Origin of the sequence: Rhizobium johnstonii 3841, from assembly GCF_000009265.1 — a bacterium.
Taxonomy (GTDB): domain Bacteria; phylum Pseudomonadota; class Alphaproteobacteria; order Rhizobiales; family Rhizobiaceae; genus Rhizobium; species Rhizobium acaciae.
In genome coordinates this window covers 3,967,417-3,983,081 of the sequence record NC_008380.1, presented here as the reverse complement: position 1 = coordinate 3,983,081, position 15,665 = coordinate 3,967,417, and the positions used below count along the sequence as shown (strand labels likewise).

9 protein-coding genes are annotated in these 15,665 nt (G+C 62.9%); 8 read left to right on the top strand and 1 reads right to left on the bottom strand.

The window, feature by feature from the left end; translation table 11 throughout:
• The first annotated feature begins 1 nt into the window (after window position 1).
• The 6 genes from RL_RS19465 to RL_RS19440 all read left to right on the top strand — a co-directional run bounded on the left by RL_RS19465 (window position 2) and on the right by RL_RS19440 (window position 10,532).
• On the top strand, window positions 2-1,192 hold the full coding sequence (locus RL_RS19465) for an efflux RND transporter periplasmic adaptor subunit (RefSeq protein ID WP_011653217.1): 1,191 nt from the start codon (window positions 2-4) through the stop codon (window positions 1,190-1,192).
• Window positions 1,193-1,311: 119 nt separating this feature from the next.
• Window positions 1,312-4,512, top strand: coding sequence for an efflux RND transporter permease subunit (locus RL_RS19460; protein WP_011653216.1), 3,201 nt, complete (start codon window positions 1,312-1,314; stop codon window positions 4,510-4,512).
• A gap of 161 nt (window positions 4,513-4,673) precedes the next feature.
• Window positions 4,674-5,585: an NAD(P)-dependent oxidoreductase gene (locus RL_RS19455; RefSeq protein WP_011653215.1), complete on the top strand. Its 912-nt coding sequence runs from the start codon at window positions 4,674-4,676 to the stop codon at window positions 5,583-5,585.
• Window positions 5,582-7,366 (top strand): IlvD/Edd family dehydratase, encoded by a 1,785-nt coding sequence (locus RL_RS19450; protein WP_011653214.1) that lies wholly within the window; start codon window positions 5,582-5,584, stop codon window positions 7,364-7,366. Before RL_RS19455 ends, RL_RS19450 begins: the two co-directional genes overlap by 4 nt.
• Before the next feature lie 131 nt (window positions 7,367-7,497).
• Window positions 7,498-9,315, top strand: a complete 1,818-nt coding sequence (locus RL_RS19445; protein ID WP_011653213.1) for a putative bifunctional diguanylate cyclase/phosphodiesterase — start codon at window positions 7,498-7,500, stop codon at window positions 9,313-9,315.
• A 368-nt stretch (window positions 9,316-9,683) separates the two neighbouring features.
• A complete protein-coding gene (locus RL_RS19440) occupies window positions 9,684-10,532 on the top strand; it encodes a GNAT family N-acetyltransferase (protein ID WP_011653212.1) in 849 nt (282 codons plus the stop codon).
• A 25-nt stretch (window positions 10,533-10,557) separates the two neighbouring features.
• Here the strand turns inward: RL_RS19440 and RL_RS19435 are convergent, their stop codons facing one another.
• Window positions 10,558-11,475 (bottom strand): DMT family transporter, encoded by a 918-nt coding sequence (locus tag RL_RS19435; protein ID WP_011653211.1) that lies wholly within the window; start codon window positions 11,473-11,475, stop codon window positions 10,558-10,560.
• A gap of 191 nt (window positions 11,476-11,666) precedes the next feature.
• Here RL_RS19435 and RL_RS19430 point away from each other — a divergent pair, with 191 nt between their 5' ends.
• Both RL_RS19430 and RL_RS19425 read left to right on the top strand, forming a co-directional pair.
• The gene (locus RL_RS19430) at window positions 11,667-12,965 is read left to right on the top strand and encodes an adenylosuccinate synthase (protein ID WP_011653210.1); all 1,299 of its coding nucleotides are present in this window, start codon (window positions 11,667-11,669) and stop codon (window positions 12,963-12,965) included.
• A 60-nt stretch (window positions 12,966-13,025) separates the two neighbouring features.
• On the top strand, window positions 13,026-15,581 hold the full coding sequence (locus RL_RS19425) for a hypothetical protein (protein ID WP_011653209.1): 2,556 nt from the start codon (window positions 13,026-13,028) through the stop codon (window positions 15,579-15,581).
• The last annotated feature ends 84 nt before the right edge of the window (window positions 15,582-15,665 follow it).

The window sequence follows — 15,665 nt, the reverse complement described above, 5'->3', positions numbered from 1 at the left end:
GATGACGTCCAGAAAGAAGCGCTGGGCCCTGGTGGGCGCCGGCATAGGCCTTGTTGCGTCCATTTCCGGCGCTGCATTATTTTTCGAATTGCCGATGAGCACGACCGCCACGGCTGCTTCCGCCCCCGCGCAGGCTCCCGCTGTGCCGGTGACGGTTGCCGTCGTCGCGGCGCGCGACGTGACGGCCTGGGAAAGTTTCTCCGGCCGTCTCGAAGCGGTCGACCGGGTGCAGGTGCGTTCCCGTGTCGCCGGCGCCATCCTTTCGGTGGCGTTCCGCGAAGGGGCGCTGGTCAAGCAGGGCGACCTGCTCTTCACCATCGACCCGGCTCCCTACCAGGCGAGCGTGGCGCAGGCGCAGGGCCAGGTCGCTTCGGCCGAGGCCAAGGTCAGCCTGGCGCAGACCGAACTCGATCGCGGCCGCAGGCTTTCCGACAACCGCACCATCTCCCAGAGCGATCTCGATCAGCGCCAGAGTTCTTTGGCCGAGGCTCAGGCGGGGCTGCGTTCGGCGCAAGCTGCACTGCAGTCGGCCCAACTCGATCTCGATTATACGCAGGTGCGGGCTCCGGTTTCCGGCCGCATCGGCAAGATCGAGGTGACCGCCGGTAACCTCGTGGCGGCCGGTTCGACCTCGCCGGCGCTGACGACGCTCGTTTCGGTCGATCCGATCTATGCGAGCTTCAATGCCAGCGAAGAGATGGTGACGCGGGCGCTCGCCCAGCTTCCGCAGACGGACAGCGCCCTGCCTCCCGTCGAGCAGATCCCTGTCGAGGTCGGCACGCTGACCGACAGCGGCACGCCGATCAAGGGCAAGCTGCAACTGATCGACAACGAGGTCGATGCATCAAGCGGCACGATCGGCGTTCGCGCCGTGTTCGATAATCCGGGCGGGCGTCTCATCCCCGGCCAGTTCGTGCGGGTGCGCATGGGCCAGCCGAAGGCAGAGAACAAGATCGTCATCAGTGACCGCGCCGTCGGCACGGACCAGGACAAGAAGTTCGTCTTCGTCGTCGATGGCGAGAACAAGGTCGCCTATCGGCAGGTCCAGCTCGGCACCGTGGCTGACGGTCAGCGGGTGGTCGATAGCGGCCTGAACGTCGGCGAGAAGATCGTCGTCAACGGTCTGCAGCGCATCCGTCCAGGCGCAGTCGTCGCGCCTCAGATGGAAGAGAAGGTCGCGACCGCGCAGTAAAGACTTTCGCCTTCCCCTGAGGGGGAGGGCCAATACTCGAAATGATACGACCCGCCGGCGGCTCCCAAACCGCCGAAGAGGGACTTTGCATCCATGTTCACCCCGGAGAGGGCTTTGATATGAACATCTCCAGATTCTTTGTCGACCGCCCGGTCTTTGCCGGCGTTCTTTCGGTCCTCATCCTGGTTGCCGGCCTGATCGGCCTGCGCGCGCTGCCGATTTCCGAATATCCCGAGGTCGTGCCGCCGTCGATCGTCGTGCGCGCGACCTATCCCGGCGCCAACCCAAGCGTTATCGCCGAAACGGTGGCGACGCCGCTAGAAGAGCAGATCAACGGTGTCGAAGGCATGCTCTATATGGCCAGCCAGGCGACATCGGACGGCGTGCTCAACGTCACCGTTACCTTCAAGCTCGGCACCGACCCCGACAAGGCGCAGCAGCTCGTGCAGAACCGCGTTTCACAGGCCGAACCGCGCCTGCCGGCGGAAGTCCGTTCGCTCGGCATCACGACAGTCAAGAGCTCACCCAACTTCATCATGGTCGTCAACCTCGTCTCCGACGGGAATAATCACGACATCACCTATCTTCGCAATTACGCGACCTTGAACGTCAAGGATCGGCTCGCCCGCATCGCAGGCGTCGGTCAGGTGCAGGTTTTCGGCGCCGGCGACTATTCCATGCGTGTCTGGATCGACCCGCAGAAGGCGGCCGAGCACAATCTTGCCGCCAGCGACATCAGCAGCGCGATCAGTTCCCAGAACATCCAGGCCGCCGCCGGTATCATCGGCGCATCGCCGAGCCAGCCCGGTGTGGACCTGCAGCTCAACGTCAATGCCCAGGGCCGCCTGCGCACGCCCGAGGAGTTCGGCAACATCATCGTCAAGACGGGCGCCAATGGCGAGATCACCCGCCTTCGCGATGTCGCCCGCATCGAGCTCGGTGCTGCTGACTACACGCTGCGTTCGCTGCTCGACGGCAAGCCGGCCGTCGCCGTCGCCGTGCTTCAGGCGCCGGGTTCGAACGCGATCGAGATCGCGGACAATGTGAACGCGACCATGGATCAGCTGCAGCTCGCCATGCCTGAGGGCGTCAAATACGAGATCGTCTACGATACGACGAAATTCGTGCGGGCCTCGATCGAGAAAGTCATCGACACGCTGCTCGAAGCCATCGCGCTCGTCGTCCTCGTCGTCATCCTGTTCCTGCAGACGTGGCGCGCCTCGATCATCCCGCTGATCGCCGTTCCCGTCTCGATCATCGGCACTTTCGCTGTCATGTATGTCTTCGGCTTCTCGATCAACGCGCTCAGTCTGTTCGGACTGGTGCTTGCGATCGGTATTGTCGTCGACGACGCGATCGTGGTGGTCGAAAACGTCGAGCGCAATATCGAGGAAGGCCTGTCGCCGCGGGCTGCCACCTACAAGGCGATGAGGGAAGTCTCCGGTCCGATCGTCGCGATCGCGCTGGTGCTCGTCGCGGTCTTCGTGCCGCTTGCCTTCATCTCCGGCCTGTCGGGTCAGTTCTACCGCCAGTTCGCGCTGACGATCGCGATTTCGACCGTCATCTCGGCCTTCAACTCGCTCACGCTGTCTCCGGCGCTGGCAGCTCTTCTCCTGAAGAGCCATGATCAGCCGAAGGACTGGCTGACGCGGTTCATGGACGCCATCTTCGGCTGGTTCTTCCGCGGCTTCAACCGTGTCTTCGGCGCGGGCTCGAATGCCTACGGCAAGGGCGTTGGCGGGCTGTTGTCGCGCAAGAGCATCGTCATGGTGATCTATCTGGCGCTGGTCGGTGCGACCTACAGCCTGTTCAGCACGGTCCCCGGTGGCTTCGTGCCGTCGCAGGACAAGCAGTATCTGATCGGCTTTGCCCAACTGCCGGATGCCGCAAGCCTCGACCGCACGGAAGACGTCATCAAGCGCATGACCGACATCGCGCTGGCGCAGCCGGGCGTTGCCAATGCGATTGCCTTCCCGGGCCTGTCGATCAACGGCTTCACCAACTCCTCGAATGCCGGCATCGTCTTTGTGACGCTGAAGGATTTCGAAGAGCGCAAGACGCCTGATCTCTCGGGCGGCGCAATCGCCATGGCGCTGAACCAGAAGTTCGGCGTCATCCAGGATGCCTTCATCGCCATGTTCCCGCCGCCGCCGGTCAATGGTCTCGGCACGACGGGCGGTTTCAAGCTGCAGATCGAGGATCGTGCCGGCCTCGGCAATCAGGCGCTCGACGAGGCGACCAAGGCCGTGCTTGCAAAAGCCTACCAGGCGCCTGAGCTCGCCGGGCTGTTCTCCAGCTTCCAGATCAACGTGCCGCAGCTCTATGCCGATCTCGACCGTGCCAAGGCCGAGCAGCTCGGGGTTTCCGTCACCGACGTCTTCCAGACGCTGCAGATCTATCTCGGTTCGCTCTATGTGAACGACTTCAACGCCTTCGGCCGCACCTACAGCGTCCGTGTGCAAGCCGATGCGAAATTCCGCGCCCAGCCGGAAGATATCGGCCAGTTGAAGGTCCGGTCGGCATCGGGTGAGATGATCCCGCTTTCGGCCCTCTTGAAGGTGGAGCCGAGCACCGGTCCGGAACGCGCGAACCGCTACAACGGCTTCCTTGCCGCCGATATCAACGGCGGTCCGGCACCGGGCTTCTCGTCGGGTCAGGCGCAGGCGGCAATCGAGAAGATCCTTCACGAGACCCTGCCTGCGGGCATCGACTTCGAATGGACGGATCTGACCTATCAGCAGATTCTCGCTGGCAATTCGAGCATCGTCGTCTTCCCCTTGGCACTGTTGCTCGTCTTCCTGGTGCTGGCCGCCCAGTATGAAAGCCTGACGCTGCCGCTTGCGATCATCATGATCGTGCCGATGGGCGTGCTGGCCGCGCTGACCGGCGTCTGGCTCACCGGTGGGGACAACAACATCTTCACCCAGATCGGTCTTGTTGTGCTTGTCGGTCTATCGGCGAAGAATGCGATCCTGATCGTGGAATTCGCCCGCGAACTGGAGTTCGAGGGAAGGACACCGCGGGAGGCAGCGATCGAGGCCAGCCGCCTTCGCCTTCGCCCGATCCTCATGACCTCGCTGGCCTTCATCATGGGTGTCGTGCCGCTCGTCGTCTCTACAGGCGCCGGCGCGGAAATGCGCGCGGCCATGGGTGTCGCGGTCTTCTCGGGCATGATCGGCGTAACCTTCTTCGGCATCTTCATGACGCCGGTGTTCTATGTGCTGCTGCGGCGGTTGACGGGCAACCGTCCGCTCATCCAGCACAAGGCGGACGAACACAAGGAAGAAGAGGCGGAGGTCATCCGGCTCGCGGCGGAATAAACGGAATTCAACCTTCCTTTGTCGAGTAAATCGGGCGGGAACTTCGGTTCTCGCCCGTATCGTTTTCAGGGGATATGACAAAAATGCGTTACGTCCGTCAAAACGGTTTGCAACGATGGGCGAGGGGACTATCAAAGACGGACAACAGTTGGGAGGACTGAATGACGAGTTCGAGAAAAGGTCATGACGGCAGGCGGATCGCCTTTCTCGGCACCGGCCTGATGGGCGCGCCGATGGCTCGCCGGCTGCTTGGCGCGGGCTTTGCCGTCACCGTCTGGAATCGCGATCCCGGCAAGGCCGAGCCGCTTGCGGGAGACGGCGCGATCTGCGCGAAAACACCTGATGATGCCGTTTCGGGCGCCGACGTCGTCATCACGATGCTGACCAACGCCGAGGCGGTGAAGGACGTGTTGTTCGACCGCGGGGCGGCCGATGCGATGGCGCCTGGCACAACCGTCATCGACATGAGTTCGATTGCCCCGCATTTCGCCCGCGACCATTCAGCGAGGCTTGCCGACCGCGGCATCCATCATGTCGATGCGCCGGTATCAGGCGGTGTCGTCGGGGCGGAAGCGGGTACGCTCGCAATCATGGCGGGCGGCGACAAGGAGGTGGTCGACGGGCTTGCAGATGTCTTTGCGCCGATGGGGCGGGTGACCCGCGTCGGCCCAAGCGGGGCGGGCCAGCTTGCCAAGCTTGCCAACCAGCAGATCGTCGCGGTGACGATCGGCGCCGTCGCCGAAGCGATGATGCTGATCGAAGCGGGCGGCGGCTCGCAGGCGGCCTTCCGGGACGCCATTCGCGGCGGCTTTGCCGAGAGCCGTATCCTCGAACTGCACGGCAAGCGCATGGTCGAGCGGCAGTTTACACCAGGCGGTTCGTCCAGCAACCAGCTCAAGGATCTGAACGCGGCCATCGAGACGGCCAAGACCCTGTCGTTGACGCTGCCGCTGACTGCGGCGGTACATGCCGAATTCAGCGAATTCGTCGCCAATGGCAATGGTGAAAAGGATCACAGCGGCCTGCTCCTCCATCTCGAAGAGAAAAATGCCCGGCCGGGAGGAAAGAAGTGACGGACAGCCATTCGCCGAAGCGGCGCCTACGTTCGCAGGACTGGTTCGACAATCCCGATCATATCGACATGGCAGCGCTCTATCTCGAGCGCTTCATGAATTACGGCATCACGCCGGAAGAGCTGCGCTCCGGCAAGCCGATTATCGGGATTGCCCAGAGCGGCAGTGATCTTACGCCCTGCAACAGGGTGCATGTCGAGCTTGCCAAGCGTGTGCGCGACGGCATTCGCGATGCCGGCGGCATTCCGATCGAGTTTCCGACACATCCGATCTTCGAGAATTGCAAGCGCCCGACAGCCGGGCTCGACCGCAATCTCGCCTATCTCGGCCTCGTCGAAATCCTCTACGGCTATCCACTCGACGGCGTCGTGCTGACCACCGGCTGCGACAAGACCACGCCGTCGGCGATCATGGCGGCTTCGACGGTCGATATCCCGGCGATCGTGCTCTCCGGCGGCCCGATGCTCGACGGTTGGCACGAGGGGGAACTGGCGGGCTCCGGCACGGTGATCTGGCGGATGCGGCGGAAATATGCGGCAGGCGAGATCGATCGGGAGGAGTTCCTGCAGGCGGCGCTCGATTCTGCGCCTTCCGTCGGCCACTGCAATACGATGGGCACCGCTTCGACGATGAATGCGCTGGCCGAGGCGCTCGGCCTTTCGCTGACCGGCTGTGGCGCCATTCCGGCCGCTTACCGCGAGCGTGGCCAGATGGCCTACCGCACCGGGCGGCGCGCCGTCGAAATCGTGTTCGAGGATCTGAAGCCGTCGGATATCCTGACGCGCGAGGCTTTCCTGAATGCGATCCGCACCAATTCGGCGATCGGCGGCTCGACCAACGCGCAGCCGCATCTGGCCGCGATGGCGAAGCACGCCGGCGTCGAACTCTATCCCGACGATTGGCAGGTGCATGGCTTCGATATTCCGCTGCTGGCCAATGTCCAGCCGGCGGGCGCCTATCTCGGCGAGCGCTTTCATCGCGCCGGCGGCACGCCGGCGATCATGTGGGAACTGCTGCAGGCCGGAAAGCTCGATGGCAACTGTCGCACGGTGACAGGCAGGACGATGGCCGAGAACCTGGAGGGTAAGGAAGCGCGCGACCGCGAGGTCATCACGCCGTTCGCTGAGCCACTGAAGGAGCGGGCGGGCTTCCTCGTTCTGAAGGGCAATCTCTTCGATTTTGCGATCATGAAGATGAGCGTGGTCTCGGAGGATTTCCGCCGGCGCTATCTTGAGGAACCTGGGCGCGAAGGCGTCTTCGAGGGCAAGGCGGTGGTCTTCGACGGTTCCGAGGACTATCACAAGCGCATCAACGATCCCGAACTCAACATCGACGAAAATACCATCCTCGTCATTCGCGGCGCCGGGCCGATCGGCTGGCCGGGTTCGGCTGAGGTCGTCAACATGCAGCCGCCGGATCATCTCCTGAAGCGCGGCATCCGCAGCCTGCCGACGATCGGCGACGGCCGCCAATCGGGCACGGCGGACAGTCCCTCGATCCTCAACGCCTCGCCGGAAAGCGCCGCTGGCGGCGGCCTCGCCTGGCTTCGTAGCGGGGATATCATCCGCATCGACTTCAACCACGGGCGCTGCGACATGCTGGTCGATGACGCTGAGATCGAACGGCGCAGGGGCGATGGCATCCCGCCAGTGCCGGCGGATGCGACGCCATGGCAGCAGATCTACCGCCGCTCGGTTACGCAATTGTCGGACGGCGCGGTGCTAGAGGGAGCGGCGGAGTTCCGCCAGATCGCAAAAAACCCGCCGCGGCACAACCACTGATCGTGATGGTGCCACAGACTGCAAGTCCTTTGATCCAAAAGGGGATAGTCGTAACGAACAGTTCACCTAGTCACTCGTTCGGTCATCAGGACAAGGCTTCATTAATGCCGGCTTGAGACCATATTGCCGTTATGCAAGCTTCTAAGGCTGGGACCGCGTTGCCAGAGAAAAAAGCCACACGATCCGAACACGAGTTTCAGGATCTTCTGCGTCGGCTCGAACTCGCTCTAGATGCATCCCGGATCGGTGTCTGGGAGCACAGCATCGAGCAGGACGGGATCTTGTGGGATGCGCAGATGCATCGTCTCTACGAGACCGGCGAGACCTGCCGGCTGGTGACGGCATCGCTTTGGTCGAATGCCATCCATCCCGATGATCGCGAGCGGGCCGAACGCGACTTCGAGCAGGCGATCGCGACGCGCGGCGCCTATAACTCACAATTCCGGATCGTGCTGCCGAGCGGCGAAACCCGCCACCTGCGTTCGCGCGCGCATTTCTATGTCGATGCGGAAGGTCTTCCCTCCTTCATCGGCGCCGAATGGGATGTGACGGCCGACGTCCTGCTCAACGCGGAACTCGCGCGGCAGAAGGTGGTGGCCGAGGCAAGGGCGCTGGCGCTCGAGGAAAGCAATGCGCGCATCGAGCATGTCGCCGATCACGACTATCTTACCGGCTTGCCGAACCGGCGTCTTCTCGACAAGCGGCTGGCGGAGCTGCCGGCCGACAAAAGCATCGCCACGCTTGCGGTCCTGCATCTCGACCTCGACCAGTTCAAGCAGATCAACGACAGCCACGGTCATGCGGCAGGCGACGTCGTGCTCAGGGCCGCGGCTCTTCGCATCACCGCTGCCATTCCTGCGAATGGCATGGTCGCCCGTGTCGGCGGCGATGAATTCGTCATCGTGCTGGTCAATTTCACCGATCTCACCGAGCTGAAGCTAATCACCGAAGACGTCCAGCGCCGGCTGCGGAAGAAGATCCGCTTCGGCCAGGAGATGCTGCAATCCGGCGCCTCGATCGGCGTTTCCTGGAGCGGCGATCGGCGGGCGCGCAACCTGCTTGCCGAATCCGACCTGGCACTCTACCAGGCCAAGAAGCTCGGGCGCAACCGCGTCGAATTCTTCACATGGCAATTGCAGGAGGATCTGCGCTCCAAGCGTCGCCTCGCTGAAGAGCTGAAGCTCGGGCTGGAGCGCGGCGAGATCCTTCCCTATTATCAGGTGCAGCTCGACGCCCGGACGCGGGAGGTCATCGGCTTCGAGGCGCTGGCGCGCTGGAAACATCCCGAAAAGGGCGTGCTCGCCCCCGGCATATTCCTGAAGATCGCCGACGAGCACGGACTTGCGGCGGAGATCGACGCGGCGATCCTCAAAAGCGTTCTCAAAGACCGGCTGTTCTGGCTGTTGCGCGGCCTTGCGGTTCCGCGCATCGCCGTCAATATCTCTGCGTCGCGCCTTGCCGATCCGGCGCTACTCGACAAGCTGAGGAAACTCGATATCCCGCCCGGCGTGATCGTCTTCGAACTGGTTGAGACGATTTTCCTCGACGACAGCGACGAAAAACTGCTCGCTCATATCGGCGATATCAAACAGATGGGCATCGACATCGAGATCGACGACTTCGGATCGGGCCATGCCTCGCTCATCGGTCTCGTCAAGCTGCGGCCGAAGCGGCTGAAGATCGACCGGCAGCTCGTCACCGAGGTCGTCAGCTCCGCCGAGCAGCGGCGCGTGGTGGGTTCTATCGTGGAAATCGCCAAGGCACTCGATGTCGAGGTGATCGCCGAGGGCATCGAGACCGAGGCGCATGCCGTCGTGCTGGCGCAACTCGGCTGCGACGGCCTGCAGGGTTATGCGTTCGGTTATCCCGCACCGGCGGCCGAGACAGAGCGTCTTTTCTCATCGTCGACGAGCCGAATCGAAAAGCAGAAGACTGCGATCGGCAACTGAACGGCCGGTGATCCTTCCGCGGGCGACGGTCGTCGCTCCCGGTTTTTTACCGCGTCGCGGAGGTGATTTCGGACGAATGCTTCTCTCGTCCTTCAAATTGGCAGGCGGTATCTTTTCGGCGCGGCTTTTTATTTGCATCGGCTGGAAGATAATTGAGGCGCAAGTAATTTTCTTGAGCTTGCAACGGCATTGTTTCATGGTAATGCGGAAACGAAGCTTTCTGTATTGCATCGAAAAATGATTATACGCGTCGTCAAGTCCATGAGCGCGGCTCTCCATCATTCGCAGTGCAATCGGGGGCTGGGGCCTGACAATTGCTTTGCCGTTGCCGGGATGGACTTGCGGGACATTCAATCTGGGAAAGTTGCATGAATTCGGAATTTGCCGTTCGTTCGATGCGGCCCGGCGAACTGGAACTCGTGCTCGAATGGGCGCGTCAGGAAGGCTGGAACCCCGGCCTCGACGATTCGCTTGCATTCAACGAGGCCGATCCGTCGGGATTTTTCGTCGGCTCCATCGGTGAAGTCCCCGTCGGCTCGATCTCGGTCGTCAAATATGGCGATACTTTCGCCTTCCTGGGCCTCTACATCGTCCATCCCGATTTTCGCGGCAAGGGTTACGGCAAGGCGATCTGGGCGGCGGGTATCGCCAGCGCGGGAGACCGAACGATCGGTCTCGATGGCGTCGCCGCGCAGCAGGACAACTACCGCAAGGCCGGCTTCGAACCCGCCTATTCCACCGTTCGTTACGGCGGTGTCGCTACTTCCTTGCCAGTCTCGACGCTTGTCGCGCAGCCGGTGCTGGATTCACGCCTCGAAGGCTTGCAGCGATATGATTCGGCGATCTTTCCGCAGCCGCGGGATGCCTTTCTCGCTGCCTGGTGCACCGCCCGCAAGGGTCGTCGTTCGGCGGTGGTGCGCAAGAGCCACAAGATCCGCGGTTACGGCACCATCCGCCGCTGCTACGAGGGCTACAAGATCGGCCCGCTCTTTGCCAACGATGCCGACAGCGCCGCGGCGCTGCTTGCCGAATTGATACCCGAGGCGAAGGGAGCCGCGGTCTTCATCGACATTCCCCGAGAGAACCACGAGGCGGTCGCGCTTGCCGAAGGCATCGGCCTTCAACCGGTATTCGAGTCGACACGCATGTATCGCGGACCGGCGCCGGCCATCCCGCTGAAGCACGTCTTCGGCGTGACGACGCTGGAGCTTGGTTAAAGCCTTTCCTGATCAGGAAAGGTTTTTAATCCACGGGTGAGGCGGTCACGGTCGGCGACGAAGCTTTCGGACGGCCCTTTTCGGCGATCGCGATGCCGCCCAAGGTCAGCACCAGTGCGATCACATGGAAGGACTGCAGTCTCTCGCCGATCAGGGCGACGGAAAGCAGCGTTCCGAACACCGGCACGAGATTGATGAAGAGGCCGGCGCGGTTGGCGCCGATTGCCACGACGCCCTTGATATAGAGGATTTGCGCCACCAGCGAGGGGAAGATCGCCGTGTAGAGAGTGATGACCCAGCCGGCCTGGTCCGGCCACCGCGCGGCACCCCGGCCGGCTTCCCAGAGGAGCAGCGGCAGCGAGGTCAGCATGGCGCCGAGCGCCGGAACCGCCATCAGCGTGCGCCAGTCGAGCGGCGGCTTCCAGCGCAGGAAGATCGTGTAGACCGAATAGGCGGCAATGGCGATCAGCATCAGCCCGTCGCCACGGTTGAGGCTGAGTTGCAGCAGCGTTGCGAGGTCGCCATGAGCGGCGGTCAGGGCGACGCCGATCAGCGTCATGCCGAAGCCCAGACATTGCGCCAGCGAGATGCCGGTACGGAAGAACATGAAATTCAACAGGAAGATCAGCATCGGAATGCCGGCCTGTTCGATGGCGACGTTGATCGCCGTCGTATATTGCACGGCCGAATAAAGCATGGCGTTGAAAAGGGTGTAGCCGATGACGCCGTAGAAGAGGAGCAACGGCAGGTTCTTCCTGACCACCGGCCAGTCCTTCCGCAGCTGCGGTACTGAAATTACGGCGATCATTGCGACGGCAAGGAACCAGCGCAGGAAGGTCAGCATCATCGGGCTGATATGCCCGAGCGCGAGTTTGCCGGCGACGGAGTTGCCGCCCCAGCAGAGGGTGGCGATAACGAGACAGATATAGGCCGTGGCTTGCAATAGCGTTCTTCCCGTCTTTCCGCGATCGCCGAGCGGCGTTTTGTGACGGGAAATAGCCTGTCGGCTGCTGATTTGTCACGTAAAAAGCCCAATCTGCTGTGACAACAGGGTCGCTTTCCAAAAAACAAAGCATTATAGATGCGCGGGTTTGAGCAGGTGCGCGGTTCCGCGCCGGTAACAGGAAGAGTTGGATGACGAACGTAGTCGTGGTCGGTTCGCAATGGGGTGACGAAGGCAAGGGCAAGATTGTCGACTGGCTTTCGGAGCGTGCGGATATCGTTGTGCGCTATCAGGGCGGACACAATGCCGGCCATACGCTCGTCATCGACGGCACGAGCTATAAGCTCTCGCTGCTGCCGTCCGGCGTCGTGCGCCCGGGCAAGATGGCCGTCATCGGCAACGGCGTCGTCGTCGATCCGCATGCGCTGATCGCCGAGATCGGCCGGCTGGAGGCGCAGGGCGTGACGGTTACGCCTGACAATCTGCGCATTGCAGACAATGCGACGCTCATCCTGTCGCTGCACCGCGAGCTCGACGCGATGCGCGAGGATGCTGCGTCGAACAGCGGCACCAAGATTGGCACGACGCGCCGCGGCATCGGTCCGGCCTATGAAGACAAGGTCGGCCGCCGCGCCATCCGCGTCATGGATCTTGCCGATCTCGATAGTCTTTCCGGCAAGGTCGACCGTATTCTGACGCATCACAATGCGCTTCGCCGCGGCCTCGGCGTTGCCGAAGTCAGCCACCAGGCGATCATGGACGAACTGACCTCGGTCGCCGATCGGGTGCTGCCCTTCCGTGATACGGTCTGGCTCTTCCTCGACAAGGAGCGTCGCAAGGGCTCCCGCATCCTGTTCGAAGGCGCGCAAGGCACTCTGCTCGATATCGATCACGGCACCTATCCCTTCGTGACCTCGTCGAACACGGTGGCCGGTCAGGCGGCAGCTGGTTCCGGCATGGGACCCGGCTCGCTCGGTTATATCCTCGGCATCACCAAGGCCTATACGACGCGCGTCGGCGAAGGCCCGTTCCCGACCGAGCTGAAGGACGCGATCGGTGAGTTCCTTGGCGAAAAAGGTCATGAGTTCGGCGTGGTGACCGGACGCAAGCGGCGTTGCGGCTGGTTCGACGCCGCACTCGTGCGCCAATCGATTGCCACCAATGGCATCACGGGCATCGCGCTCACCAAGCTCGACGTGCTCGACGGTCTCGAGGAATTGAAGATCTGCGTCGGCTACATGCTCGACGGCGAACAGATTGATCATCTTCCCGCAAGCCAGGGAGCGCAAGCTAGGGTCGAACCGATCTACATCACGCTGGAGGGATGGAAGGAATCGACCGTCGGCGCCCGCAGTTGGGCGGATCTGCCGGCACAGGCGATCAAATATGTTCGCCAGGTCGAAGAGCTGATCGGGGCGCCTGTCGCGCTCCTGTCCACCAGCCCGGAGCGGGATGATACGATACTTGTGACCGATCCGTTTGAGGATTAAGCTCACGGGTCACTGTGGAGGATGGTTCGGTAGGGTACCGGACTTCTTGAGAAAGTACTGATGGCGGATTTTATTGCAGTCATTCGGCGGGCCGTTGACGGCCTGGCTGAAAATACCCCCGAGATGCGGGTGAAAGTCTACGAACGTGCCCGCGGCGCAGTGCAGCGGCAGCTCGAGAACATGAAGCCGCGTCCGCCGGAAGCCATGCTGCAACGCCAGCTCGAAAAGCTCGAGGCTGCCATCCGCGAAGTGGAAGGCGAACATTCCGAGGCGATGCCGCTCGATGAGTCGGTTGTGGCCGTCGCCGCGGCGGAATCCTTCGAAGAACAAGCGGTTCCCGACGAAAGCGAACCGGCGCCGGCGCCGGAGACGGCTGTCGAGGAACCGGCATACGAAGCCTATGCGGAACCGCAGGCGGCCGAGGTCGCCGACGAGCCCGATCACGTGGAAGCCGCCGCGCCGGAGGAGGCTGAGGAAGAGGTCGGCTCCGAGGAGCCTCTTTCCCAGGAAACACTCGTTTCCCCTGAAGCATCCGTTCCCGCGGAAACCCCTGTTTCCGCCGAGACACCGGTTTCCCTTGAAACATCCGGTCCGGCCGAGACCTACTGGCATCCCTCTCAGGAGGAGGAAGCGCCGGCCGAGGAATGGCATGCCAGCGAGGCGCGCGACGTCGCTGCCGAAGACGTGCCGGCTGAACATGACGGCTGGGAAGCGCCAGCCTCCGAGCATCGCGACGAGCAAGCCGACGAAGACCGTGCCGACGAGCAGCATCTCCTGGAAGCCGACGAGATCGCGGACGAACCTGCGGCGGTGGGAAGCGAGGAGCCGGAGGCCGAGGAAGCTTATGAGCCCGTCGAGCCGTTGCCGCCGATCACCCGCGGCATAGACCATGCATCCAACCGCCTGGTGGAGCCGGTCGCCGATTTCGATCGTCCGCAGGAGTTCGTCGAGCACAGCCGCGAGGAGCCGTTGCAGGCCGAAGCTGCGGCGCATTTCGACCCCGTCTGGACCGAGCCCGTTGCCGAAACGCCGGCTCCGGCGCCCAAGGATGCGGAGACCGAATGGGCGGAAGAGGAACTCCGGCAATATTCGGAGACGGCGCCGGCGCCGATTACCGCCGATGCCTCGGCGCGCGCCTTCGAGGAGGTGATATCGAGCCTCGAAAAAGTGGCACCCGCCGCCGTCATGCCGGCCGCCAAGGAAAGTTTTTCCTGGGAGACGGCCGCCTTCGACGATCTGCCGCCGATCGAGGCCGGCAATAATAAGAAGACGCCGGTTGCCTCTCATTTCGACGATGTCGATATCTTCGCGGAAGTGCACAACGGCAAGCCGGCGCCTGCTAGCGGCGCGCCGAGCGAGGACTGGCGAGAGGCGAAGGCGCTGCGCGGCTACGACCGCCGCGGCTCTGTCGCCGCTGATGACGATGACGCCAATCCGTCGATGGATATCGATCAGATTGTCGCTTCCAAGCTGCAGGGCAAGAGCTTCCGTATGGAGCCGAAGCGCCGCCGCTTCGGCATCGGCACCGTGATCACGCTCATCTTCGCACTCATCCTGATCGGTGGCGGCGCCTATGCCGGCTGGACGAACAGAGAGGCGCTGGTGGCGATGGTCGACGGGCTCGTCAGTTCGGCGCCGTCGCAGGCGACCAGGAACGAGGCGGCAACCGCACCGGACGGCTCGACGACGACGCCTGCCCAGCCGAGCGCGGTGACGCCAGCCCAGCCAACCACACCAGGAGCGCAGAATACTCCAGCGGCGCCGGCGCAGCCGAATTCGAACCCGAACCCGAACCCGCAAGTAGCGTCAATGAACAATGACGGCGCTGCGGCCAATTCGAAATTCACCCAGCGACTGCTGACCGATGGAACCGAGGTCGACAGCGGACCGGCGACGGTGCCGGGAACGCCGACTGCGGAAGGAAAATCGGTCGCCGAACAGAATGTCGCGGCAGCCGATACGCCGCCTGCCAGCGCGCAAGGCGATGCGGCACCCGCCGACGCGCGGACGCCGAACGGCCCGGTGGCATCGCCGCCGCAGACCGCGCCCGTCGGTTCGTCGCAAAAGATGTTCCTCTATGAGGAGCGCATCGGCCAGAGCTCGCCGACAGCGATCGAGGGATCGGTCGTCTGGAGCGTGCAGCACGAGGCCGGCCAAGATGGCCGGCAGGAGGCGACGGTGCAGGGCAATGTCACGGTTCCTGAGCGCAATCTCTCGGCTCTCGTGACCTTCAAGCGCAATTCCGATCCCTCGCTGCCGGCAAGCCATCTCGTCGAGATCGTCTTCTCAGTGCCGCCGAATTTCGAAGGCGGCAGCATTGACAGCGTCCAGCGCATCTCGATGAAGCGCACGGAGCAGGACCGCGGTGACGCGCTGATTGCGGTTCCGGCCAAGATCACCGACGATTTCCACATGATCGCGCTCAACGATTATCCTGATGCGCGCAAGGCCAATCTCGACCTGATGTCGACCCGCAACTGGATCGATATTCCGATCACCTACCGCAACGGCCGCCGCGCGCTGCTGACGATGGAAAAGGGCGGTACGGGAACGGACGCCTTTAATACCGCGATCAAAGAATGGACTGCGCTCGGAGATGTGTCGACGAGCCAGTGACGGTTTCCCGATCTTGGTGTGGTGCCGAGGCTGCGGAGAAAGATGAATGAAAAAGAAAAGGCGGGCCGCAAGGACCCGCCTTCT

Coding starts and splice junctions, on each gene's coding strand:
- RL_RS19465 (WP_011653217.1), top strand. CDS start 2: ATGACGTCCAGAAAGAAGCGCTGGGCCCTGGTGGGCGCCGGCATAGGC.
- RL_RS19445 (WP_011653213.1), top strand. CDS start 7,498: ATGCAAGCTTCTAAGGCTGGGACCGCGTTGCCAGAGAAAAAAGCCACA.
- RL_RS19460 (WP_011653216.1), top strand. CDS start 1,312: ATGAACATCTCCAGATTCTTTGTCGACCGCCCGGTCTTTGCCGGCGTT.
- RL_RS19430 (WP_011653210.1), top strand. CDS start 11,667: ATGACGAACGTAGTCGTGGTCGGTTCGCAATGGGGTGACGAAGGCAAG.
- RL_RS19455 (WP_011653215.1), top strand. CDS start 4,674: ATGACGAGTTCGAGAAAAGGTCATGACGGCAGGCGGATCGCCTTTCTC.
- RL_RS19425 (WP_011653209.1), top strand. CDS start 13,026: ATGGCGGATTTTATTGCAGTCATTCGGCGGGCCGTTGACGGCCTGGCT.
- RL_RS19440 (WP_011653212.1), top strand. CDS start 9,684: ATGAATTCGGAATTTGCCGTTCGTTCGATGCGGCCCGGCGAACTGGAA.